At 73.2% G+C, this 23,818-nt stretch carries 20 protein-coding genes; 9 read left to right on the top strand and 11 right to left on the bottom strand.

Going from position 1 to position 23,818, the window contains the following annotated elements:
* Window positions 1-218: 218 nt before the first annotated feature.
* Window positions 219-1,421 carry a macrolide-inactivating glycosyltransferase gene (mgt, locus tag ACGFMM_RS22420; RefSeq protein ID WP_393648169.1) on the top strand — a complete coding sequence of 401 codons (1,203 nt, stop codon included), beginning with the start codon at window positions 219-221 and terminating at the stop codon, window positions 1,419-1,421.
* 24 nt (window positions 1,422-1,445) lie between these two features.
* Here mgt and ACGFMM_RS22415 read toward each other — a convergent pair whose 3' ends face one another.
* The 5 genes from ACGFMM_RS22415 to ACGFMM_RS22395 form a co-directional block, all read right to left on the bottom strand.
* Window positions 1,446-2,399 carry an immunity 49 family protein gene (locus ACGFMM_RS22415; protein ID WP_393648168.1) on the bottom strand — a complete coding sequence of 318 codons (954 nt, stop codon included), beginning with the start codon at window positions 2,397-2,399 and terminating at the stop codon, window positions 1,446-1,448.
* 145 nt (window positions 2,400-2,544) lie between these two features.
* Window positions 2,545-5,595, bottom strand: a complete 3,051-nt coding sequence (locus tag ACGFMM_RS22410; protein WP_393648167.1) for a hypothetical protein — start codon at window positions 5,593-5,595, stop codon at window positions 2,545-2,547.
* A complete protein-coding gene (locus ACGFMM_RS22405; RefSeq protein ID WP_393648166.1) occupies window positions 5,595-7,454 on the bottom strand; it encodes an HSP90 family protein in 1,860 nt (619 codons plus the stop codon). The genes ACGFMM_RS22410 and ACGFMM_RS22405 overlap by 1 nt, the downstream gene beginning before the upstream one ends.
* A gap of 93 nt (window positions 7,455-7,547) precedes the next feature.
* Window positions 7,548-8,525, bottom strand: coding sequence for a hypothetical protein (locus tag ACGFMM_RS22400; protein WP_393648165.1), 978 nt, complete (start codon window positions 8,523-8,525; stop codon window positions 7,548-7,550).
* Window positions 8,526-8,794: 269 nt separating this feature from the next.
* Window positions 8,795-9,532 carry an esterase/lipase family protein gene (locus tag ACGFMM_RS22395; protein ID WP_393648164.1) on the bottom strand — a complete coding sequence of 246 codons (738 nt, stop codon included), beginning with the start codon at window positions 9,530-9,532 and terminating at the stop codon, window positions 8,795-8,797.
* A 148-nt stretch (window positions 9,533-9,680) separates the two neighbouring features.
* Between ACGFMM_RS22395 and ACGFMM_RS22390 the strand changes: the two genes are divergently transcribed.
* Window positions 9,681-10,565, top strand: a complete 885-nt coding sequence (locus ACGFMM_RS22390) for a squalene/phytoene synthase family protein (protein ID WP_393648163.1) — start codon at window positions 9,681-9,683, stop codon at window positions 10,563-10,565.
* A gap of 10 nt (window positions 10,566-10,575) precedes the next feature.
* Here the strand turns inward: ACGFMM_RS22390 and ACGFMM_RS22385 are convergent, their stop codons facing one another.
* Window positions 10,576-10,959 carry a VOC family protein gene (locus ACGFMM_RS22385; RefSeq protein ID WP_393648162.1) on the bottom strand — a complete coding sequence of 128 codons (384 nt, stop codon included), beginning with the start codon at window positions 10,957-10,959 and terminating at the stop codon, window positions 10,576-10,578.
* A gap of 88 nt (window positions 10,960-11,047) precedes the next feature.
* Here ACGFMM_RS22385 and ACGFMM_RS22380 point away from each other — a divergent pair, with 88 nt between their 5' ends.
* Window positions 11,048-11,575, top strand: a complete 528-nt coding sequence (locus tag ACGFMM_RS22380) for a GNAT family N-acetyltransferase (protein WP_393648161.1) — start codon at window positions 11,048-11,050, stop codon at window positions 11,573-11,575.
* A gap of 17 nt (window positions 11,576-11,592) precedes the next feature.
* Here ACGFMM_RS22380 and ACGFMM_RS22375 read toward each other — a convergent pair whose 3' ends face one another.
* Window positions 11,593-12,345: a hypothetical protein gene (locus ACGFMM_RS22375; protein WP_393648160.1), complete on the bottom strand. Its 753-nt coding sequence runs from the start codon at window positions 12,343-12,345 to the stop codon at window positions 11,593-11,595.
* A 35-nt stretch (window positions 12,346-12,380) separates the two neighbouring features.
* The gene (locus ACGFMM_RS22370) at window positions 12,381-13,187 is read right to left on the bottom strand and encodes a crotonase/enoyl-CoA hydratase family protein (RefSeq protein WP_393648159.1); all 807 of its coding nucleotides are present in this window, start codon (window positions 13,185-13,187) and stop codon (window positions 12,381-12,383) included.
* A 262-nt stretch (window positions 13,188-13,449) separates the two neighbouring features.
* Here ACGFMM_RS22370 and ACGFMM_RS22365 point away from each other — a divergent pair, with 262 nt between their 5' ends.
* On the top strand, window positions 13,450-14,565 hold the full coding sequence (locus ACGFMM_RS22365) for a DNA gyrase subunit B (RefSeq protein WP_393648158.1): 1,116 nt from the start codon (window positions 13,450-13,452) through the stop codon (window positions 14,563-14,565).
* A gap of 3 nt (window positions 14,566-14,568) precedes the next feature.
* Here the strand turns inward: ACGFMM_RS22365 and ACGFMM_RS22360 are convergent, their stop codons facing one another.
* Window positions 14,569-15,816, bottom strand: coding sequence for an aromatic acid exporter family protein (locus ACGFMM_RS22360; protein ID WP_393648157.1), 1,248 nt, complete (start codon window positions 15,814-15,816; stop codon window positions 14,569-14,571).
* Between the two features lie 194 nt (window positions 15,817-16,010).
* Here ACGFMM_RS22360 and ACGFMM_RS22355 point away from each other — a divergent pair, with 194 nt between their 5' ends.
* Window positions 16,011-17,747: an alpha/beta hydrolase gene (locus ACGFMM_RS22355; protein WP_393648156.1), complete on the top strand. Its 1,737-nt coding sequence runs from the start codon at window positions 16,011-16,013 to the stop codon at window positions 17,745-17,747.
* Window positions 17,748-17,798: 51 nt separating this feature from the next.
* Here ACGFMM_RS22355 and ACGFMM_RS22350 read toward each other — a convergent pair whose 3' ends face one another.
* Window positions 17,799-18,770: an AraC family transcriptional regulator gene (locus ACGFMM_RS22350; protein WP_393648155.1), complete on the bottom strand. Its 972-nt coding sequence runs from the start codon at window positions 18,768-18,770 to the stop codon at window positions 17,799-17,801.
* A gap of 81 nt (window positions 18,771-18,851) precedes the next feature.
* On the opposite strand from ACGFMM_RS22350, the gene ACGFMM_RS22345 reads away from it, so the two are divergent.
* From ACGFMM_RS22345 to ACGFMM_RS22335, 3 genes are all read left to right on the top strand, one after another.
* Window positions 18,852-19,685 (top strand): NAD(P)H-binding protein, encoded by an 834-nt coding sequence (locus ACGFMM_RS22345; protein ID WP_393648154.1) that lies wholly within the window; start codon window positions 18,852-18,854, stop codon window positions 19,683-19,685.
* Between the two features lie 78 nt (window positions 19,686-19,763).
* Window positions 19,764-20,249 carry an FxLYD domain-containing protein gene (locus ACGFMM_RS22340; protein ID WP_393648153.1) on the top strand — a complete coding sequence of 162 codons (486 nt, stop codon included), beginning with the start codon at window positions 19,764-19,766 and terminating at the stop codon, window positions 20,247-20,249.
* Between the two features lie 100 nt (window positions 20,250-20,349).
* Window positions 20,350-20,994, top strand: a complete 645-nt coding sequence (locus ACGFMM_RS22335; protein WP_393648152.1) for a dihydrofolate reductase family protein — start codon at window positions 20,350-20,352, stop codon at window positions 20,992-20,994.
* 27 nt (window positions 20,995-21,021) lie between these two features.
* On the opposite strand, the gene ACGFMM_RS22330 is transcribed toward ACGFMM_RS22335, so the two are convergent.
* Entirely contained in the window at window positions 21,022-22,692 is a 1,671-nt protein-coding gene (locus ACGFMM_RS22330) for an FAD-dependent oxidoreductase (protein WP_393648151.1), read from the bottom strand.
* Window positions 22,693-23,000: 308 nt separating this feature from the next.
* Here ACGFMM_RS22330 and ACGFMM_RS22325 point away from each other — a divergent pair.
* Window positions 23,001-23,818 (top strand): SchA/CurD-like domain-containing protein (locus ACGFMM_RS22325; protein WP_393648150.1); only part of this gene is annotated, 818 nt, incomplete at its 3' end.

The following is a 23,818-nucleotide window of genomic DNA, read 5'->3' as shown; positions in this document are numbered from 1 at the left end:
GCCTCGACCGGACTCGTCCGTTCGCCGGAGTCCCAGGTCGGCGGAACGCCAGGGGCCCCCGCCGTGACTCGATGGGCACCTCGCCAACCTCGCCAGTCACTCCGCCTTCCTCATGCTCGGCAAGCAGGGCACGGCGGTTACGTGGTGTCCCTCGGGGTCGCCGTACGCTGACCGAAAGCCGATAGACGATACGGTCCGTCTCGTGTAGCGTCTGCCGTATGACGACCACACCCCCTGCGCACATCGCCATGTTCTCCATCGCTGCACACGGCCATGTGAACCCCAGCCTGGAGGTCATCCGCGAACTCGTCGACCGGGGTCACCGGGTCAGCTACGCGATCCCCGCGTCCTTCGCCGAGAAGGTCGCCGCGACCGGCGCCACGCCCGTCGTCTACGACTCCACCCTGCCGACCGACGACGACCCGGACGCCTGGGGCACCGAACTCATCGACCACATCGAGCCGTTCCTCGACGACGCGATCCACGTCCTGCCGCAGCTCGCCGCCGCCTTCGACGGCGACCGCCCGGACCTGGTGCTGCACGACATCACCTCGTACCCGGCCGCCGCGCTCGCCCACGTGTGGGGCGTCCCCGCGGTCTCCCTCTGGCCCAACCTCGTTCCCTGGGAGGGGTACGAGGAGGAGGTCGCCGAGCCGATGTACGCGCAGCTCAAGGCCTCCCCGCGGGGCAAGGCGTACTACGCGCGCTTCGCGGACTGGCTCGCCGGGCACGGCATCGACACCGACCCCGACCGCTTCGTCGCCCGCCCCCGCCGCGCCGTCGTCCTCATCCCCGAGGCGCTCCAGCCGCACGCCGACCGGGTCGACCACTCCACGTACACCTTCGTCGGTGCGTGTCAGGGCGAGCGCGCCGACCAGGGGGAGTGGCGGCGGCCCGCGGACGCCGGGAAGGTCCTCCTGGTGTCCCTGGGCTCCGCGTTCACCAAGCAGCCCGACTTCTACCGGGCCTCCGTCGAGGCCTTCGGCGGCCTCGACGGCTGGCACGTCGTGCTCCAGATCGGCAGGTTCGTCGACCCGGCCGAACTGGGCGACGTGCCGGACAACGTCGAAGTGCACTCCTGGGTCCCGCAGTTGTCCGTACTGAAGCAGGCCGACGCCTTCGTCACGCACGCCGGCGCGGGCGGCAGCCAGGAGGGCCTGGCCACCGCGACCCCGATGGTCGCCGTCCCGCTGGCCACCGACCAGTTCGGCAACGCCGACATGCTCCAGTCCCTCGGCGTCGCCCGCCACCTGCCGATGGACGAGGTCACCCCGGACCGGCTGCGGGAGGCCGTCCTCGCCCTGGTCTCCGACCCGGAGGTGGCCCGCCGCGGCCGTGAGATCCAGGAGCGGATGGCCGGCGAGGGCGGCACCCGCCGCGCCGCCGACCTCATCGAGGCCGAACTGCCGCCCACGCCGTAGTGCGACCGCGGCGGACCGCCGGCCCTACTTGGCGTGCCACCCGCCGAGGTTGTTCACGTTCGACTCCGCCGCACGCCGCATCGCGTCCGTCGTGCCCAGCAGGGCCTGCGGCAGGTAGCCGGAGCGGACGGCCGGCTCCCAGCCGTGCACCTGGACCGCGAGCGCGGCCAGGGCGAGCGTGTCCAGCGGCAGCAGCGTGCGCGGGGCGGGGTCGGCGCCGACGCTCTCCCGGTGCTCCACGAGCCGGGCCGCCAGGGCCTGCTCGAAGGCGGCCCGGTCGTCGTCGAGCAGGACCCGCAGCAGCCGCTGGTCCGGCGTCGGCTCGCCGACGGCGTCCAGGCGCGCGGCCGCCTCGGCCCGCTCCTGGGCGTCGGGCTTGCGCAGCGTCACGGTCGGCCAGTCGCGGGGCAGGTGCCCCTGGGACTCGGCCAGGTACAGGCACAGCGCATCCATCGCGGCCATGCCGCCCGGGTCCTCCGGCGGCGTGAACCTCGAGTACGGCGCGCCCTTGCGGATCTCGCCGGCGCAGTCGCCGCGCAGCAGCAGACCGACGACCCGCTGCCAGTCCCCCATCAGTCCGCTCACCAGGGACACCGCGAAGGTGTCGAGCCAGGCGCGGGCCGACGGGGCTTCGTCGACGACGTCCTGGAACGAGATGTCCTCGCTGGTCAGAGGCTCGCCGCCCATCGGGAAGGGGATCTCCTGATCGCCGTTGGGCCAGCAGTCGATGCTCAGCACGCCCAGCGAGCACTCCGCCGCCGTCAGCAGCGCGGAGCGCGCCGTGTCGTCGAGCGCGCCCTCCTTCAGGAGCCGTGCCGCGACATGGTCGAGCAGCTCGTCGCCCAACTCCCGCAGCTTCTGCGGGGAGACGTGGTCGTAGTGCATTCTGTGCCACCGGCTCCACGCCCGCCCCTCGATGTCCTCCAGCGCCTGGGCGATGCGCTCCTCGCCGACCTCGTGGTGTGCCACATCCTGCACGGTCTCGTCCCCTCATGATCGTTCGACCGGATGCGTGAACGCTATCAGCGGGCTGTGACACCGGCCGTCACGCGCCCCGGGCCCGACCGTGCAACACGGCCGGGCCCGGGATCCGTCGGCATGAGCGGTCTCAACGACCGTGCGGCTAGCGCGACATGTAGTCCTGACGCAGGGCGTCCAGGATCTGCGCCGCCTCCGGGAGGCCGGCCTTCCGGCAGCGTGCCGCCGCCGTCGTCAGTCGGGCGATGGCCTCCTTGAACCGGCCCAGCGCGTTGCCCTCGATCAGCGCGGCGATCCGCAGCGCCTCGGCCCGCGCCGACTCGCCGTCCTCGCCGCCCTGTTCGTGCGCGGCGGCCGCTGTCTCCGCCTCGGCGAGCGCCTCCTCGAAGCGCTCCGCCTGCGCCAGCACCCGGGCCCGGCGGTAGTGCACCGTGCCCCGCTCGAACCACGGCACGAAGTCCTCCGCGCCCGCCGGCACGGCGGCCGCCAGCGCGTCCGCCTCCGCGAGGTGCTTCAGGGCCGTCTCCAGACCCTCCGGGCCCTGCGCGTTCATCACCAGACGAGCGAACTCGCACATCATGTGCAGCAGCAGCGACGGGTTCGGGGCCTCGGCGTGCGCCGCGAGGGCGCGCCCGTACGCCGTGCCCGCCGCGTCCCAACGGTCCGCCAGGGCCAGTGCGATGGCCGTGTCCGCCGTCACCAGCGTCTTGATCGGCGCGTCGTCCTCCCAGCCGGAGATCGCGTCCGCGAGCCGCACGAACTCCTCCGCCGACGGCAGGTACTCCTCCAGCTCCCGCAGCCCACGAGCCAGCGTCAGCCGGGCCTGCGCGACCATCCGCTCGTCGAGGGCGGCCGCAGCCTCCTCGGCGACCAGCGACTCGAGCACGGCGACGCCGTCGGCGTGCCGGCCCGTCCGCATCAGGACGTCGACCAGCTGCAGCCGCACGTCGGCGGCCTCCTCCGGCGAGCCCGCCTGGTCGAACCGCGCGGCCGCCTCCGACAGGTGGCGCACCGCGCCCGCGAAGTCGCCCAGGTGCGAGACCGCGTGGCCGAGCATCGCGTACGTCGGCGCCATCGGGAAGTCCGCGTCGTCGTAGCGCACCGCGTCCGCGAGGGCCTGGTGCAGCAGGTCCACCGCCTCCGCCTGTCGCTCCTGCGCCATGAGGATCTGCGCGAGCAGGGCCCGCGGCCGCGAACCGCGCCACGGCCGGCCGGCGGACTCCAGGTCCTTCAGGGCCGCCCGCAGCCCCGCCTCGGCGTTCGCGAAGTCGCCGTGCCGGCCGGCCACATCGGCCGCGAACTGCCGCGCGTTGGCGACCTGGTGCGCGAACGCCAGCCGCTCCGCCTCGCTCCGCAGCGCGCCGACGCACGCCTCGAAGCGCGCGACGGCCGCGGGGGAGGGCTCGGGACGCCCGCGCCCCAGCTCCCGGTACGCCGCGTACGTGCGGGAGTAGAGCACCCCCAGGTACGCCAGCTTGCGCTCCTGCGCCAGGTCGTCGCCGGCCGCCGCCTCCGCCGCCCCGAGGGGCTCGCCCGTGAACGGGGCCTCGGTCTGCAGCCGCTCCGCCTCGGCCAGGAGTGCGTCGAGCGCGTCGCGGATACCGTCCGCGTCGATGCGCGCGGCGTCCGTGTCGGCCGTGTCGATGCGCGTGGCCTCCGTGTCGCCCGCGTCGACGTGCGCGGCGTCCGTGTCGGCCGGGGAGTCCTCCCCATCGGCCGGCGGGTTCGTCCAGGCGAGGGCACGGGCTCGCGCCGAGAGCGCCTGCCACGGCATGCCGATCCGCTCGTACAGCTCCGCCGCCCGCCGCATCTCGACGGTGGCCTCGTCGTCGCGGTCGGCCATCGCCAGCTCGCCCGCCCGCTGCTCGGCGAGCTCCGCGCGCAGCAGCTCCTCCGGGCCGAGCCCGTCGGGCACCGCGCCGTCGGCGTCCAGCCGCTCGGCGATCCGGGTCCACAGCCGGGTGTCGCCGGGGTGCCCCAGGTTCGCCATCCGCCGCGCCTCGCGCACCAGCGTGACGAAGTCCTCCGGCACCTCCACGACCGTCGCGGACACCGTCGTCGGCGCCGCGGCGCCGGCCGCCGGCCGGGCGACCGAGGTCCGCAGCCCCAGCGGCAGCGGCGCGTCGAGCAGCGGACGCTGCGCCAGCCGCTCCTTGCGGCGGTCCCCGACCGCCGTGGTGCCGTTGCGCGCGTCGAACGCGGCGGTGAGCCGGTCCGCCTCGGCGCGCACGTGGGCGAGGAGTTCGTCCGCGGTCCAGTTCCGTCCCGGCGGGCCGGCGACGGCCGTGTCGGCGTGCCCGTCCTCGACGATCCGGGCGAGCAGCAGCTCGACGCCGGTGAGGAAGTCCAGATGGGCGTGCGGAGCGCCGGTCGCCTCGAACAGCGGCCGGTTCTCGGCGAGGATCTCCAGCCCGCGGCCCTCGTTGCGGGACAGGACGCAGAACTCCAGGTGCCGGCCGACCCACGCCTGCATGCCGGTGTTCCCGCGGACCCGGCGGTAACCCGTCAGGTGCTCCGAGCGGGCATCGTCGAGCCGGTCGGTGCGCAGCAGGGCCGCCAGCGCGAGCGCCTGGCTCATCTGCGGCTCCTCGGCGCAGCCCACCGTCCCGTCCAGGACCGGCCGCAGCGTGTCGAGGGCCTTGGCGTCGGCGCCCTCGTCGATCAGGTGCGAGGCGAGGTGCCGGGTCTCGCACGCCTCGCAGTCGCTCAGCTCGGTACGCGGCCGGGTGACCCACAGGTCGTACGCGTCGGCCACTCCGACGCCCGTGTGGGCGGCGACGTGGTAGCGCATCGCCGCCACGGGCTGCATGCCGTGCTCTGCCTTCTCGTACCGGCGGCGCATCTCGTCGATCCAGCCGTGGATCGAGGCCAGCGGCACCTCGGGCACGTCGAGCAGCGAGGTCGCCACCCACTTGAACCGCCAGTAGACCTGGTGGCCCTCCCACTCGCTGAACTCCTCGGGGGACTCGTCCCACAGCTTCAGGAGCCGGCCGAAGACCACCGGCGACTTGCGGTACTCGCCGGTGAACTCGTACGCCGACATCAGCTCCAGCAGGGCCGTGACCAGCACGTCCGGCTTCTCGAACTGCCCGGCCGCCTCGACCAGCTCTTCGGCGGCGACGGTGCGCTGCATGCCGTGCGGGCGGTCGTGGTTCTCACGCAGCCCCTCCATCACGGCCTCGGGGGTGTCCAGCATCAGATGTCCTTCCGGGGCCCGGCGCCGTCCGCGTCCGTGCCGGCGTTGTGCATGGCGTGGGTGAGCAGGCCGATGAAGGCCCGGTTCAGCAGGGCGCTCTCGCTCGCCTTCAGCGGGCGGCGGCTGAGCAGCAGGGCCTGCCCGTACAGCGCCTCTGCGGTGGTGACGGCCAGACCGCGCTCGGCGATCGTGATCGCCTGCCGGACCAGCGGGTTGAGGTGGTTCAGGACCAGCTGGGCGCGCGGCGTCTCGTTCCGCAGCGAGCCCAGGATGTCGGCCCACAGGCCGTCGCTCTCGGCGGCCAGGCTCGACCGGGTCCGCTCGTGGCGCGCCTCCCGGTTGTCGAGCAGCAGCGCCGGCGCGGTCACCGGCTGGAAGTCGCGCAGCACGACGTCGCAGTCGTGCACGGCGATCGTCTCGCGGGCGACGGCCAGGAACGCCGCCGCGCGCAGTTCGGCCGTCGGCTCCACCGCGTCCAGGTGCGCGGTGACGGTGGCCGGGTCGAGGTCGCTCACGGACGTGCCGGGGCGGATCTCCGGCAGCCGGTGCACCAGGTCGCGGTCGTACGTGTAGCCGCCGTTGACCACGCCCAGGCCGGCCGCCGCGGCGATCGGGGCGACCTGCCGGAACTCCTCGACGCTGCGGGTGACGAGCAGCGTCGGATGCGTCCGCGCGAACTCCTCCAGCGTCACGTTGCCGTCGGTGGTCTCGAACGGCAGCCACGGCAGCACGACCCGCAGCAGCTCGTCGTCGTACCGGGCCAGCGCCTTCACCGCGAGGTGGTGGGTGTCGATGAACCGGTGCAGCAGCGCCGGGTCGCTGGCCGCGAGCCCGGTGAGCCAGTCCCGGATCCGGTCGCCCAGGGCGTCCCGTACGGCGGACAGCGTGCCGTCCTCGTACAGCGACTCGCGCGAGGCCGTCGGCCGCAGGCTCGTGGTGTCGACCACGCAGCGCACGAAGAACGCCCAGTCCGGGAGCAGTTCCGGCGCCCGGTCGGTGAGCAGCATGCCCTTCAGGTGCACCCGGTGACCGGCGCGCTGCGCCGGGCTCACGGCCGTCGGCAGCACGTACGCGACACCGCGCAGCCCGGCGGCCGGCAGGTCGAGCTCGATGCTGTCCAGCGGCGTGAACTCGAACAGGTCGCGGCAGTACGCGGTCAGCGCCTCGCGGCGGGCGAGCGGGGAGCGGTGGGGCTGCTCCCACGGCGGCGTGTCGTTGATCCGCGTCTTCTCGCCTTGCGCGTCGACGACGGTGACCTCGTGCCGCAGCAGGCTGCCGTAGTGGCGGGCCAGCTCGACGACCTGCCGCGGGCTGGTCCACTCGGCGTTGTCGGCGCGCGGCACGAGCCGCACGGTGGTGCCCGGCTCGGGCACGGCCGACGCCGGCAGCGTACGGATCGTGTACCGGCCGTCGGAGTGGCCGCGCCACTCGACCGCGGGCGCCGCCGGGTCCGCCGCGGACCGGCTGAGCACGGTGATCTCGTCGGCGACGACGAAGCAGGCAAGCAGGCCGATGCCGAACTGGCCGATGAACTCGCCGCGGGCGGCGTCGAGCCCGGCGCCGTCCAGGGCGCCCTCGGCGGTCCGCTTGGAGCTCCGGCCGATGGTGGCGAGGAAGCGGTGGACGTCGGCCTCGGTCAGGCCGATGCCGGTGTCCGTGACGGTGAGCGTGTCACCGGTGCGCACGGTGATCGAGCCGGGCGCGTCCGGGGACACGGCCTGCCGGGCGGTGATGGCGTCCACGGCGTTCTGCAGCAGCTCGCGCAGATAGACCCGGGGGCTGGAATAGAGGTGGTGGGAGAGCAGGTCGACCAGGCCGCGCAGGTCGACCTGGAAGGTGTGGGCGGTCTCGGATGACACCGGACGAAATCCTTCACTGGCGCGCCCGCGCCGGCGAGGCGGTGCGGGCGGGAGGACGGTCGAAACGGGAGGAAAGGGGAGGCGTGCCCCGGGTCAGCGCCCGGCGGACGAGCGGTGCTTGCGGTAGGCCGCGACGGGATCGGAGCCGTTGAGGTAGTCCCACGGGGACTCCGTGACGCGTCCCTCCGTGGCCTGGAAGCACTCCCGGGCGGCGCCCTTGTCCCCGGCCAGCGAGAACGCCATCGCGAAGCTGTTCAGCAGCCCCAGCCAGGAGCCGGCCTCGACGAAGTCAGGGTGCCGGTACGAGTGGTCCGCCGCCTGGCGCAGCGACTCCAGCACATCCGGCCGGCGCATGTACGCGGCGTCCGGCCCCGAGTCGAGCGACAGCCACTCCTCGATGTGCGCGTCCGGCACCAGCTGGCCGAGCAGCGTGCCGCCGGGGGCCCCGGACACGGACGCGCGGGCGAACGCGTGCATCTCCTCGTGCGAGCCGCCCCACTTCTTGCAGATCTGCTGCAACTGCTGCGTGTGCGCCCCCAGGTGGAACGGGTCGCGGCGCACGGTCGCCTCGAACCGGCGGCGCGCCGTGACCTGCCCGACCTCCAGACCGCGGCCGGAGATCTGCAGCGCGTACCAGGGCGAGGTCCAGCCCGGCTCCCGCTCCGCCGCCTCGTACAGGTACTCCTCGGCCTGGCGCAGCCGCGAGTGGAACACCTCGAACTGCTCCCGCGAGACGTCCTTCGCCCGCGCGGCCGTCCGGGCCTCCCAGCCCCAGCTGATGTACCGGATGCCCGCCACCGTGCGCGCCAGCGCCGACTCGGGCTCCGCCTTCAGCACGTCGCCGATCCAGCGTTCCACCCCGGCCGTGTCGGCCACGGCCCACAGCAGCCCCGTACGGTCCGCGCTCTCCGGCCGCGCCTCGAGCACGTCCCGCACGACGGCCCAGTCCGCGGCGGCGGCGGCCACCCGCACGCGTTCCACGTCCGGATCGTCGCCGCCCCGCACCAGTCGCGCATCGGGCCGGCCGGCCCATCGTCCCAGCGTGAGCCCCCAATCACGGAGCAACGCCATGTCCCCACCCCTTGGTGTTCTCGAACGGGGAGGCAGATGATCACCCCCCTCGTGGAGGTAGTGACTATCACGCGCGACTGACATTCGCACATCCGTTTAGTTACCGGTACGTCGGGACGCCCGCCAGGCCCGGGCCGCGTACCCGGCGCCGACCGGGCCGAGCAGCACACCGCCGGCGTCGGCCACGGTGTCCAGGGCCGGAACGGAGCCCTCCGCACGGACGAGCGAGTCGACGCAGGCGAGCCCGATCGCGGGCGCGAACTCCCGCGCTACGACGCGGCGGTGAGGGTGGCGAGCACCTCGGCGGCGACGGCCGGATCGCCGAGCAGCTCGTTGTGCGCCATGTCCCGGGTCCGTACGTTGCGGGCGCCGTCGAGCAGCGTGCTGCTGCGCGGTGAGATCTGCCCGTCGGACGCGGACCAGAAGGTCGTGTACCGGACGGCGCCGGGCGTCTCGTCGCCCTCGTTGAGCCGCGAGACGACGTACGAGCCGGGCGTCATGTCCCGGCAGCCCTGGTCCCACAGGGCGCAGGCCCAGGCGAGACCGGTCCCGTGGTTGGGGCCGGCCAGGGACACCCAGTGGCGCACCTTGGACTGGCCGCCGCCGAACTTCACGTACCAGCGCGTCGGCAGGCTCCCCAGACTGTGCGCCACGAGGTCGACCTGCGCGGCCCCGGTCCGCCGCAGCACCTCGTCGACGTACGCGGCCAACTGCCCCGCCAGCACCTCGTTGGTGGACCGGGTCGTGTCGTAACTCCAGGTGTACAGCCGGTCGGCAGGGGTACCGGCGGCCCGGAACCGCTCCGTCATCGAGCCCCAGACCCCGGGCCCGGCGTTCCTCCCGTGCACGAAGACCACCGGCCGCGGCGCAGCCGCCGCGGCCCGGGGCCCGGCGTGCGCGGAGGCGGGGCCGGAGAACGGGGCCGCGACGAGCAGGCCGGCGAGCAGGGCGGGGGCGAGCGCGTGGGCGAGGGCGGGAGCGAGGACGGGGGCGGCGCTGCGACGCATGGGGATCCTCCGGTGGGGTCGGAGCGGGATCGGTGCGCGGACACAGAGAACATGTTTCACACCACGCCGGCTCAAACACACGCTGCCGGGGCCCGTAGGCTCACAGGCCGACGACAGGACAGGCCGACGACAGAGCAGGAGAGCAGGCATGTGGAAGCGGGCCCTGGACCGGGCCGGGGCCTTCGACGCACGGCTGCGGCGGGACTTCACGGAGCAGCGCCGGGCGGTGCGCCGCTTCAAGCCGGCCGAGTACGCGGCCACGAGGCTGCTGCTGCCCAAGGCGCTGCTCCCGCACGTCGTGGCCGCCGTCGCCTTCATGCACGAGACGGACAACCGCGTCGACAGCGGTTCCCGGCACGACCGGGTGGCCGCGCAGGGAGAATGGGACGGTCTCGTCCGCAAGGCGCTCGACGGAGCCGACACGGAACTTCCCGTACTTCGCTGCCTCGCCCACACCGCGGAGCGCCACCCCGCCCTGCGCGGGCACGTCGAGGAGTTCCTCCGGGGCTGCGAGCGCGAGGCGGAGTGGCGGGCGTTCGCGGACGACGAGGAACTCGCGTGGTACGTACGCGAGTACTCCCTGCCCGCCCTCATGCTCACGGCCTGTCTGATCTCCCCCGAGGAGCCGGCGCGCCGGGCGGCGTACGCGGACGCCTGCCACCGGCTCATCGCCGGCATGCAGCGCCTGGACTTTCTGGAGGACCTGTCCGAGGACGTACGCGACGGCCGCCCGGGCATCCCCGCCGACGCCGTGGCCCGCCACGGCGCGGACCTCACCCGGCCCGACGCGGCCCTGGGCCGGCTCGTCGCGGAGCAGGCGGCCCGGGCGGCGGCGGAGTTGCCGGACACGGACGCGTTCGAAGCCGCGGTGGACCCCGAGTACCGGCCCTTCGTACGCGCCCTCGTCGGCGTGCAGAGGCTCCGCCTGGACGCGGTACGCAGCGCCGGCGCGTCCCTGGCGACGCGCGCCTCGGGTCCCGCGCCGCTCGCGGCGGCGGCACTGCTGTTCAGGGAGTGGAGAAGACGGGCGTGAGCCCGACGCCTCAGGAACTCGTCGCGGCTCGGTCGGACTCGCTGCGCAGGACGCAGAACTCGTTGCCCTCGGGGTCGGCGAGGACGGCCCAGCCGGAACCGTCCGGATTGCGGTGGTCGGCGACGAAGCCGGCGCCGAGGCCGAGCAGCCGTTCCACCTCCTCGTCACGCGAGGTCTCCGGACGCAGGCACAGATGGATCCGGTTCTTGATCTGCTTGGGCTCGGGCACCTGGTTGAAGTACAGCACCGGCCCCTCCGCCAGCAGCACCTGAGTCTCCCGGGCGCCCGGCTTGTCCTCCGGATCCAGCGGACGGCCCGTCACCTCGCTCCAGAACCGCGCCAGCTCATAGGGGTCCGCACAATCGATCGCCACGTTCTGCAATACCGAAACCATGCGCGCGAGCCTTCCAAACTTCCCCTCCGGACGCCACCGCGGGGGTAATCCGATGGCACGACACGGTTCCTGCGTCAAGAATCACCGAATGCCCGAAGTGAAGCTGACCGACGGAATCATCACTCTGACCCCTCTCGGCCCGGACGACGTGGAACCGCATCTCGCGGGGGAGGACGAACAGCTCGTGCGCTGGCTCAACGGCGGTCCCGGCACGCGCGAAGGCGTCGAGGCCTACTTCCGGCACTGCCGGGAACAGTGGGACACGGCGGGGCCGCTCCGCGCGTTCGGCATCCGGGTGGGAGCCGAGGGGACGCTCGCCGGGACGGTCGACCTGCGGTTCGAGGGAGAAGGTCTGGCGCCCGGCCAGGTGAACGTCGCCTACGGCCTGTATCCGTCCTGGCGGGGGCGCGGCCTGGCCACCCGCGCGGTCCTCCTGGCGTCCAAGTACGCGGCGGACGCGGGCGGGGCGGAGGCGGTCATCCAGGTGGAGCCGGAGAATCCGTCGTCCGCCGCAGTCGCGGAGCGGGCAGGGTTCACCCCGCGCCGGGGGACGCAGTGCAAGGACGGCACGCACTTCGACCGGTACATCCGTGACTTGCGCGCCGCCGGAGAGTGACGAACACCGACAGGCCCTCAGGAAGACGTAGCCGTGCTTGACGTCACAGAGTCCGCCACGGCTTGTGCCGCCTGGGCGAGGAACGGTGCCGGCAGTTCATCCGCCGTCCACTGTGACCAGTCGTCCCACTTCTGCTCGGCGATCCTTTCCACCCGGTCGGCGACCTTGGACGGCCTCACCCCGGGAAGTTGCAGCGCTGCCGTCGTCCAGCCGATCAGCTCGTTCACCTCGATGTAGTCGTACCACTCGGCGTCGCCCCAGCCGGTTCTGTGGATGTTCTGGGCCCACGCCCACCTCAGAGCCTCGGCGGTGGCGTGGGAAGCCCGATCCCGGGGGGTTCCCTTCGTCGTCCGGGCGGCGTACTCGGCGTACCTCACCAGGTCCAGCGTGGACCCGAATTCGAATCTGGCGAAGTAGTCGAGGTGCTCGGCGATGGTGTGACGGAAGGCCCGGCCCCGGCCGCGGCTGCTGGAGGCGTCCAGCCACGACCCCAACGAGGACGGCCATCCCCCGCTGCTCGGGGGATAGTGGGCAGCGGGCCGGATCACGGCGTCGAACCAGCCCTGGATGTAGGCGTCACGGGCGGCAACGATCGCATGAACGTCGGCGTCGGTCGCCGGCTTCTCCGGCTCTATGCCGCCCCACAGCACCACGAGCGAGCGTTCCACGGCAGTCCTCACAGCACGGTCGAGACCGTCCTGTCGGGAAGGCTGCGCCCACGGCAGAAGGGCGGGGTAGCAGACAGTGAAAGGATCTTGGTAGTCGGACACGGGTAGAGCCTAGGACTTGTTCGGCCGGACAAGTCCTAGTCGTCGAAGGACCCGTGGCGGCCCGCTCCGCCGGTGAAGCGGGCGGCTCCTGCGAGGGTTTCGCCCGCCGACAGGGGGACCATGCCGTGGCGGAGTTCGGCGGCGAGGGCTTCGGGTTCGGGCAGGCCGTGTTGGCCGAGGAGCGAGAGCCGGTCGTGGCGGAGGCAGAGCTGGGGGAACGCGGCGATCTCCCGGGCGAGTTCCTCCGCGGCCTGCCGCGCCCGGCCGGACGGGACGACGCGGTTCGCGAGCCCGATGGCGTGGGCCTCGTCGGCGGGGACGGGACGCCCGGTGAGGATCAGGTCCATGGCGCGGCTCTCGCCGATCAGCCGGGGCAGGCGGACGGTGCCGCCGTCGATCAGGGGCACGCCCCAGCGTCGGCAGTACACGCCGAGGACGGCGTCCTCCTCGACCACCCGCAGGTCGCACCAGAGCGCGAGTTCGAGCCCGCCGGCCACCGCGTGACCGGCGATCGCGGCGACGACCGGCTTCGTCAGCCGCATCCGCGTCGGCCCCATCGGGCCGTCGCCGTCCGGCTCGACGCGGTTGCCGCGGTCGGTGCCGACGGCCTTCAGATCGGCGCCCGCGCAGAACGTGCCTCCCTCGCCCCACAGCACGGCGACCGAGGCGGCCTCGTCCGCCTCGAACTCCCGGATCGCATCGGCCAGTTGCCGCGCGGTCGGACCGTCGACGGCGTTGCGGGCGGCGGGCCGCGACAGCACCACGGTCGTCACGGGCCCGTCCCGCTCGACGCGGACGGCGGGGGAGTCCTGCTCTGCCGGGGTCACTGAGGTGTCGGTCATCCCGGCATTCTCACGCGTCACCGCACCGAGGGCCAGGAACCTCCGAATCAGCGCCCCGGGGACCCTCGGAACACGGCCGTACGCGACGGAGACGGGCGTGCAGGAGGAACTTCGGGGGTCGTTGCACCCCCGGCTCCGGGCGGGACGAGGCCGCCGCTCACCCGCCCGCTCGCGCCTTCGGGAAAGTGGTGCTGACCTGGTGTTTTCCGGCCGCATCCCTAGGGTGGGGGAACCTGCCGGAACACCTCACGAGGGGGATCTCATGGGTGAGAAAGCCGTGTCGTACGACGCCGCGCGCATCGAGCTGCTGGAGGGCCGGGAAGCCATCCGGAAGCGGCCCGGGATGTACATCGGATCCACCGGTCAACGCGGGCTGCACCACCTGGTGTTCGAACTCGTCACCCCGGCCGTCGCCGACGTCCTGGCCGGTCGCGCGAGCCGCGTCGACGTCGTCCTGCTGCCCGACGGCGGCGTGCGCGTCTCCGACGACGGGCCGGGCGAGGGGCCCGGCGAAGCCCTGCTGACCTACCGGTACCACGACCCGGAGGTGCTCGGCCGCGAGGACGTTTCGGTGGGCGTGCTCACCGTGGGACTGTTCGTGGCCAACGTGCTGTCGCGCCGCATGACCGTCGAGGTCCGGCGGGACGGAGCGCGATGGGTCCAGGAGTACGAGCGCGGCGTCGCGCTCGGCCCGCTCACCGAGACCGGGCCGGCCGCCGGAACCGGGACCACGCTCACCTGCCGGCCCGACGCCGACGTGTTCGAGACGCTGGAGTGCTCCTCCACCGCGCTGGCCGAGCGCTTCCGTGAACTCGCCTTCCTGCATGAGGAATTGGACATCTCGCTGACGGACGCACGGTCTTCCGACGTGTCAGTCCAGGAGGACCGCTTCCGCTTCGCCGGCGGCCTGCGCGACTTCGTCGCCCACCTCGACGCCCAACGTGAGGCTCGGCCCGAGGCTCGTACGGACATCATCGGTTTCGCGTGGGAGGACCCGCGGATGGCGGGGACGGCGGAAGTGGCGCTGCGCTGGTCCGGTTCCGGCGACGAACGCATCGCCTCCTTCGCCAACAGCCGGCGTACGTGGGAAGGCGGCACCCACGCGGCAGGACTCCGGGACGGAATCGCCGCGGCGGTCGACGCGTACGCGCGCGAGCACGGCCTGGCCGTCCCTGCCGCCGACCGGATCGGCCGAGGGCTGACCGCCGCCGTGGCCGTCAGGCTCGACCGCTGCGAGTTCGAGGGATGCACCCGCACCGGGCTCGCCAACCCCGAGGTGCGCGCCTGCGTGGCGGAAGCGGTGCGGGAACACCTCGGCGCCTGGCTGGAGGCGCACCCCGGTCAGGCGCACGCCCTCGTCGGCAGCGCCTGCGCCTGACGGTCACCGTGCCCCCGCCCGGCTCGCCAGGGACGTGACACGGCGGCGGCGTTCCTCGCGGGCCCGGGTGTTGCGGTCCAGCTCCTCCATCAGGCGCCGGCCGCGGTGATCGGGGTCCAGCTCGTCGAGGACGCGGTCGACGTCGGCGAGCAGCGCCCCGTACAGCTGCCACAGCTCGGGCGAGTGGCGGGCCTCCTCCTGCAGCAGGGCGGCGGCGCGGTCGCGGGCGGACCGCGTCGACGCAAGCTCGCTCGCGAGGCGGCTCTCCGCCGTCTCGGCGCCGTCGCTCGCGTCCGTGGTGACGAGGACACCGAAGCTCACCAGCGCGTCCCCGAGGCCGCGCAGGGTCTCCTCGACCGCCGTGCTCGTGTCGCGGCGGAAGAGGGCGGCGCCCCTCCGGTGCTTGGCGAGGTCCGTCAGCGTCCGGGCGAGGACGCGCAGGACGACGGCCGAGATCTCGAGCGTGTCGAGCCCGGTCCGGAGCACGATGCGGTGCAGCAGACCCTCCTTCACACGGGGGTTCAGGCGCAGGCTGTCCTCCGCCTGCCGCAGCGCCGCGTCGACGTCAGCCACGTCGTTGTCGAGCCGTCGCGCCTCGTGGAGCCGGGCGGCGGCACGCTGGAAGGGTTCGGAGGAGGGGAGGGGACTTTCGTCGGGTGTCGGCTCCGGCGGGGTGGTCAGCTCGTCCCCGATGTCGAGGAGCAGCCGGCGCATCTGCCGGGCCAGGTCCACGATCGACTCCCCGGCCGTGTCCACCCAGACGGGCGGCACGAGCACCACGTTGAACAGCAGCCCCACCACCGCGCCGATCAGTGTCTCCAGCACCCGGTCCCACGCGGTGTCGGCGACCTGCGTGACGCCGAGCACCAGCATGGCGCTGATCGCCACCTCGGGAACGAACTCCTCCACCCGCACGAACCGCCCCACCACGAGCGACGCCAGGATCACCAGCGCGAGGCTCCACCACGTCAGCCCGACGAGGACGCTGAACGCGATCGCGATCAGCACGCCGACGACGACCGAGTTCACCCGCCGCAGGCTCGTCGTGAGCGTCGAGTACAGGGTCACCTGGACCACGAGCAGCGCGGTGAGCGGAGCGGTCAGCGGGGCGGGCTCGGAGCTGAGGCCGAGCGCGACGACGTACGAGATCGTCGCCGCGGCGGTCGAACGCACCGTCTGCACCACCGCCGGGTCCCGCCGCCACCGCTCCCACAGGCGGGCCGGCGAGAACTGGGCCGAGCGCAGCGACATGGGACGACTCCTCCTCCGGCGGGCGGCGCATCCGCACACGCCTTCCCGCCCCGTACCTGGTCGAATCACCCCGCCCCGGCATTACCCCCGCTTCAGCGCCCGCCACGGCGACCTGTGCGGTGGTGGGTGATTGGTTCATAGGGTGACAATTCGGGGCGAGGTGCGGAGTGCGGTGTGTCCCGGTCGGAGGAGCCATGAGTCACGAGCCACCAGCGTCGCCGGACGACGAACAGCCGACCGGCGACGCGCACACCCCCGACCCGGGCCGGCCCGAACCCCACCATTCCCACCGCCGCACCCGCCCCCACCGCCCCTGGGCCGCCACCCTCCCCGGCGCCTGGGGAGCCCTGCTGCTGGCCTGTCTGTCCTTCACCCCCTCCCTCCTCCCGCGCGGCGGCGTCCTGCAGGGAGTGATCACCGGAATCCTCGCCGCGATCGGGTACGCCCTCGGTCTCATCGGCGCATGGATCTGGCGGGCCTTCGCCGACCGCGGTCCACGCCGGCCGCGGCGGTGGTCCTGGCCGGCCTACTTCGTCGCCGGGTTCGTCCTCGTCGGCGTCGCGTTCGGGCTCGGCCAGTACTGGCAGCACCGGATCCGGGAGCTCCTCGGCGTCACGGAGTACAGCGTCCCCCAGGCCGTCGCCACGCCGTTCATCGCCCTGGTGCTCTTCTGCGCCGTCATCCTGGCCGCCCGCGGCATCCGCCGCGTCTACCGCTGGGTCGCCCGCCTGCTGCACCGCTTCATCGGCCCGCAGGCGGCGAAGGCGGTCGGCGGGATCCTCGTAGCCGTCGGAACGTTCCTGCTGCTCAGCGGCCTGCTCGTCGATGGCCTGGTCTCCGCCGCCAACCAGGCCTTCTCGCTGCGCGACACCGAGACGAAACCAGGAGTGAGCCGCCCCACGACCGCGCTGCGTTCGGGCGGCCCGGGCTCGCTCGTCCCGTGGGACTCGCTCGGCAGGGAGGGCCGGAGCTTCGCCGGCACGGGTCCCACGGCCGCCGACATCACGGCCCTCACCACCCGTCCGGCGAAGGAGCCCGTCCGTGCGTACGCGGGGCTCAAGACGGCGCCGGACACCGAGTCCCGCGCCGCACGCGCGGTGGCCGACCTCCGGCGCGCCGGCGGCTTCGACCGCACGAACCTCCTCGTCGTCACGACGACCGGCAGCGGCTGGGTCGACCCGGCGTCCGTCGACTCCTTCGAGTACCTCACCGGCGGCGACAGCGCGACCGTGGCGCTCCAGTACTCGTACCTGCCCTCCTGGCTGTCGTACCTCGTCGACCAGTCCAAGGCCCGCGAGGCCGGGCGCGAGCTGTTCGACGCGGTCTACGACGAGTGGTCGAACCTGCCGCCGGACGACCGTCCGAAGCTGTACGTCGCGGGCGAGAGCCTGGGCTCGTTCGGCGGGGAGACGGCCTTCAGCGGCGAGTACGACCTGAGCAACCGCACGTCGGGCACCCTGTTCGCCGGTCCGCCCAACTTCAACACCCTCTTCCGCCGCTTCAGCGACGACCGCGACGCCGGAAGCCCGGAGGTCCAGCCGGTGTACAAGGACGGCCGGACCGTCCGGTTCGCCGACGACGCCAGTACGGACATCCCGCCGTCGGAGGCACCCTGGGACGACACGCGCGTGCTGTACCTCATGCATGCCTCCGACCCGATCGTCTGGTGGGGCCCGCACCTGATGTACCGCGAGCCCGACTGGATCGGTCAGCGGCCGGGCGAGGACGTCCTGGAGAGCATGTTCTGGGTGCCGTTCGTGACGTTCTGGCAGGTCACCGCCGACCTGCCGTTCGCCACGGGGGTGCCCGCCGGGCACGGGCACACGTACAAGGGCGAGTACGTCGACGGCTGGAACGCGATCCTGCGGCCCCCCGACGTCACCGAGGCCGAGCTGGCCCGGCTGAGGGAGATCGTCACACAGGAGGGGTGACGCGCACGCAGGGGCGCAGCTGCACGAAGCCGCCCCCGTTCGTCATGCCGCTCACCTCAGGGCCGCCTGCGCCGTCGCCGTCGCGCGGTGGTGGCTGGGGCGGGTGCCGTAGACGCGTTTGAAGGCGACGCTGAGGCCGAACGCGCTCTGGTACCCGACCCGTCGGGCGATCGTGTCGACGGTGGCGTCGGTGCGCGCCAGCAGGTCGGCGGCGAGGGCCAGCCGCCAGTCGGTCAGATAGGCCATGGGCGGCCGGCCCACGAGGCCGGTGAAGCGGCGGGCGAGCGTGGCCCTGGACACGCCGCTCTCCTCCGCGAGCCCGGTCACCGTCCACGGATGGGCCGGCCGGTCGTGGATCAGCCGCAGCGCCCGGCCCGCGACGGGATCGCCGAGGGCCCGGTACCACGCGGGCGGATCGGCCTCCGGGCGGGTGAACCACTCCCGCAGCGTGGACAGCAGCAACAGATCGAGAAGCCGGTCCAGTACGGCCTGCTGCCCCGGGTCGTCGCGGCTGATCTCGGCGGCGGTGAGCTGCAGGATCGGTTCGGGCTCGTCGTGGCGGACGACGAGCACGCGCGGCAGCGCGCTCAACAGGCGTTCGGACACCCGGCCGTCGACCTTGTAGCTGCCGGTGAGCAGCACGGTCGGCCCGTCGGGGCAGTTGCCGCAGGTGCGCAGACCGAGATACACGTCGTCGCTGACGTCCGCGCCGTCGGCCGTCGTGCACCGGTCGGGGTGCACGACGTAGAGCGGCGGCGCCTGCGCGCCGGGGTCGTCGGCGATGGAGAACGGCTCCGCGCCGGCCACGACGGCCACGTCACCGGGCCGGAGCGCGACGGGCTCGGCGTCCGGCCGCCCGTCGCCGTCCTCGGGCACGATCCATGCTTGCCCGCGCAACAGGGTGACGATCGTCAGCGGCGTGCCGTCGGCGAAGCGGACCGACCACGGCGGGGCCAGGAAGTTCCGGCCGAACAGGGCGCCGTTGCTTCGGACTTCGTGCAGCAGACTGGCCAGCGGATCCATCCGGCGAGTCTAGACTCTGAGACATCGGATTGAGCGTCCGAGCCATTCCAGGGCTCACCCACCCGGACGTTGACTGGGTGCATGAAGACGCAACCGATTCTGATCCTCGGCGGTACGGGCAAGACGGGACGCCGCGTGGCCGCCCGCCTGAAGCAGCGGGGCCACGAGGTCCGCGTGGCCTCCCGCAAGGGCTCGACCCGCTTCGACTGGACCGACGAGAACACCTGGGAGCCCGCCCTTGTGGGCGTCGGCGCGGCGTACCTGGTCGACTCCATGGACGGCGACGCCGCAACGTCGATGAGCGCGTTCGGCAAGCTCGCCGCGGCGAGCGGCGTGCAGCGCCTGGTGCTGCTCTCCCACCGCGACTGGGTGGTCCCCGAGGGGGAGGAGAAGCTGCCCTGCGAGCGTGCGGTGAAGGAATCCGGCGCGGAATGGACTCTGCTGAAACCCTCCTGGTTCGCGCAGAACTTCAGCGAGGACGCGTTCTTCCGGGGCCAGGTCCTGGCGGGCGAGGTCAAGTGGCCGGTCGGCGACGGCGTCGAGCCGTTCGTCGACGTCGAGGACATCGCGGACGTCGCCGTGGCCGCCCTGACGGAGTCCGGCCACGCCGGCGAGGCGTACGAACTGTCCGGGCCGCAGCTGCTGGGCCTGGCCGACGTGGCCGCCGAGCTCGCCCGCGCGACGGACCGCGCCCTCGCGTACCGTCCCGTGTCGCCGGAGGACTTCGCCTCCCTCGCGGCACGCGAGGGCCTGCCGGACGACTTCACGGCCCTGCTCAACGAGCTGTTCTCCTGGATCGAGGCCCGCCGTTTCGCCACCCTCGCCGACGGCGTCCAGCGCGCCCTGGGCCGCGAACCCCGCGCCTTCGCCTCGTACGCCACCGCCACCGCTCAGACGGGCGTCTGGCACCCCTGACCGGCGGCCGAGATGCGGAGCAGCCGCGGTCGCCGTTGACTGGAGCGGTCGATCACCTGGTACGTGAGGGGTAAGGACATGACCGGACGCTGGGCACGGGCCGCCGCCGCGGGGGCCCTGGCGGGCATCGTTCTGACGGGCCTGACCGGCTGCTCCGACGGCGACAATCCGGTCTCGGGCGTGGTGAGCCAGGCCGCGTCCGCGGCCGAGTCGGCCGCCGCCGGCGTCACGGACGCGGCCTCGAAGGCCGCCGACCGGGCGAAGCAGCAACTGTCCGAGGTCAAGGACGGCGTCGAGGCCAAGGACGAGGTGACGCTCGGCAGCCCCGCCACCGACGCCGACGGCCGGACGACGGTGCAGGTCACCGCCCGCAACACGGACGACTCCGCCAAGTCCTTCACCATCCAGGTCGTCTTCAAGGACTCCGGTGGCGCACTCGTGGACACCGTCGTCCTGACGATCTCCGACGTGGCCGCCGGACAGTCCAAGGACGGGACGGCCCGCAGCACGCACAAGCTGCCCGACACGGTGACCGCGTCGGTGGCGACGGCCCTGCGTCACTGAGGGCGGCCCGTACGACCGAATGGCCCCGGAAGGAGCGATGAGTTCCGCTCGCCGGGACAGTCTCCTCCGTGTCGGCCACGACATGGACAGGAGACAACCCGTGGTGCAACTGCTGCGCGTGCAGAACTTCAGCGTCTCGAGCGACGGCATCGCCGCCGGCGAGGACCAGACCTTCGAGCGGCCGTTCGGCCATGTCGACCCCGGGCGGCTGTTCGCCTGGGCCGGCGCGACCGCCAGTTGGCCGATGCGTACGGATCCCGGGGGCAGCCGCGGCCTCGACGACTACTTCACGCGGGACTACGCGCGGAACATCGGCGCCGAGATCATGGGGCGCAACAAGTTCGGGCCGCAGCGCGGCCCGTGGGAGAACTACGAGTGGCGCGGCTGGTGGGGCGACGAACCGCCGTTCCGTACGCCGGTGTTCGTGATGACCCACCACCCGCGGCCGTCGTTCACGCTCTCCGACACCACGTTCCACTTCGTCGACTCCGACCCGGCCTCCGTCCTGGAGGAGGCGCGCCGGGCGGCCGGCGGCAAGGACGTCCGGCTCGGGGGCGGGGTGACGACGATCCGGGAGTTCCTCGACGCCGGTCTCGTCGACACGATGCACATCGCCGTCTCGCCGGTGAAGCTCGGCTCGGGGCTGCGGCTGTGGGAGTCGCCCGAGGAACTGCTCGACCGGTTCCACCTGGACGTCGTGCCCAGCCCCAGCGGTGTGACGCACCACCTGTTCTGGCGCAAGTGACCCCGTGCCCCGGGGCGGGCCGCGCGGTCAGTCCCTGCTCAGCACCGACTTCAGCACGTCGCTCAGCGCCGCCTCGGCGTCCGCCGCCGCGCCCTCCGACCGCCACGCGACGAATCCGTCCGGGCGCACCAGCACCGCGCCGTCCTGCGTCACGCCGTACGCCTCCGCCCAGTCCCGGTCGCCGGCGGGGGAGAGGTCCGCCTCCGGACCGGAGCCGACGAGGTACGCGTCCAGGGGGACCGACAGCCGCTGCGCGGCCGTCTGCGCCGCCGCGTGCCAGGCCCGGCCGGCGGCCGAGTCCGGGGTCAGCAGCACGAGGGAGCGCTCGTACAGGTCCAGGGCCGACACCCGGGAACCGTCGCGGTCCAGCCACACGTGCGGCGCCCGCGTCCCCGGCTCGCCCGACAGCCGCAACTCCTCCGGCACCACCGGAACCGTCCGGTCCGCACCGACGACCGCGCCGTGCGGGTACCGGTGGCCCAGCACCACGTTGAGGATGCCGCCCTTGCGTCCCGCGGGGCCGCCCGGCCCGGGCGCGAACCCCGGGTGGCTGTGCTCGACCGACCGCGACGACGCCCGCCCGCTCGTCGCCTCCGCGACCGGCCGGCGCTCGGCGTCGTACGAGTCGAGCAGCCCCGGGCCGGCCCAGCCGCCGAGGACGGCGGCGAGCTTCCAGGCCAGGTTGTGGGCGTCCTGGATGCCGGTGTTGGAGCCGAAGGCCCCGGTCGGCGGCATCTCGTGCGCGGAGTCGCCGACGAGGAAGACCCGTCCGTCCGCGTAGCGCTCGGCGACCCGCTCCGCGGCGTGCCAGGGCGCCCGGCCCGTGATCTCGACGTCGAGGTCGGGCACACCGATCGCCCGGCGGATGTGCTCCCGGCACCGCTCGTCCGTGAACTCCTCCAGCGTCTCGCCGCGCTCCGGGTGCCAGGGCGCGTGGAACACCCAGCGCGTCCGGTTGTCGACCGGCAGCAGCGCCCCGTCGGCCTCCGGGTTCGTCAGGTAGCAGACGATGAAGCGCCGGTCGCCGACGACGTCCGCGAGGCCGCGGGACTCGAAGGTGATGCTCACGTTGTGGAACAGGTCGCCCGGGCCGCTCTGCCCGATGCGGAGATGTTCGCGGACCGGGCTGCGCGGACCGTCCGCCGCCACGAGATAGTCGGCCCGGATCGTGCTGTGCTCGCCCGTCTCACGGCTCTTGACCTGCGCGGTGACGCCGTCCGCGTCCTGCTCGAACGACATCAGCTCGGACGAGAACCGCAGGTCCCCGCCCAGCTTGCGGGCGGTCTCCAGGAGGACCGGCTCCAGATCGTTCTGGCTGCACAGACACCATGCGGCGGGGCTGAAGCGCGCCAGCCCGCCACCCGGGTCGATCTCCTTGAACAGCCACTCGCCGTCACCGTCACCCCGGGCGCCGCCCACCAGGGCGGGCGTCTGCAGGATGCCGTTGTTCTGCGCCAGGACCGACGCGGCCTCCTCGATGCGCTGCTGGATCCCGGCCTTCCGGAACAGTTCCATCGTGCGCACGTTGTTCCCCCGGCCGCGCGGGTGGATCGAGGTGCCCGCATGACGCTCGACGAGGATGTACGGCACGCCCAGCCGGCCCAGGAACAGCGCGGTGGACAGGCCCACCAGCGAGCCGCCGGCGATGAGAACGGGCGTGCGGTGACCGGCCTCGCCGGCCCGATCGCGTGGGTTCATTGCTTGCCTCCGGCGTCCCCGAGGACGCCACTGTGGGGGGTGGGACCGCTATGCCTTCCCGCTCGGGGCGCAACCCGCATGCCCGGGGCACCCGGATGACGCGCAGTTCACTCGTCCGCCCCGTGGGGCTCGCGCGCGACCACGCCTCATGTCGACGATCGGCTATGACGACCCCGGCCTCCCGGACGGCCCGGTCCCTGACGGACGGCCCGCTCCCCGACGGACGGTTCGACTCCGCCCGGCCGGTGCGGTCGTCATTCCCCCGATCCCCCCGACTCTCCTTGACCAAGAGAAGAGGTGCGCGCCGGATGACCAACTCGGGACGTGTGTCGCAGTCGGCGTTCGACGGCAGCAGGCTCAGAGTGATCCTGCTGCTCGACCTGTACGACGGAGCCCAGGAGCAGTTCCTGGAGGCGTACGAGCTCATGCGCAGGCAGGTCGCCTCCGTGCCAGGCCACATCAGCGACCAGCTCTGCCAGTCCATCGAGAACCCCTCGCAGTGGCTCATCACCAGTGAGTGGGAGAGCGCTCCGCCCTTCCTCGCCTGGGTGAACAGCGAGGAGCACGTGGAGACCGTCAAGCCGATGCACGCCTGCGTGCGTGACACCCGGTCGATGCGCTACAGCATCCTGCGGGAGACCGGGTACGACGGGCGGCGTCCGACGGAACGGCCGTCGGGCGCGCAGGTGTCCGCCCGCGTCGGCGACGGCGTGGCGCGTCACGCGCTCACCTTCACCGTCAAGCCCGGCTCAGAGTCCAAGGTCGCGGAGATCCTGGCCGCGTACGAGTCGCCCGAGGCCCAGGTCGACGAGAAGACCAGGCTGCGCCGCACCTCGCTGTTCATGCACGGCAACCGCGTCGTCCGGGCCGTGGAGGTGGAGGGCGACCTGCTCGCCGCGCTGCGGCACGTGGCCCGCCAGCCCGAGGTGCGGGCGGTCGAGGAGGCCGTCAACCCGTACCTGGAGCAGGACCGCGACCTGACCGACCCCGAGTCCGCGCGGGTCTTCTTCACCCGCGCCGCGCTCCCGGCCGTGCACCACGTGGCCTCGGCCCGGCCGGTGCCCCCCGGCGGCCTGCGGCGGCACGCGCTGTACTACCCGGCCAGGGAGGGCCGCGGCACGGACCT

The sequence above is a fragment of the Streptomyces sp. NPDC048604 genome, from assembly GCF_043199435.1.
In the GTDB taxonomy this organism is placed as follows: domain Bacteria; phylum Actinomycetota; class Actinomycetes; order Streptomycetales; family Streptomycetaceae; genus Streptomyces.
The sequence above is the reverse complement of the archived record's forward strand: the minus strand, read 5'-3'. Positions and strand labels throughout refer to the sequence as shown.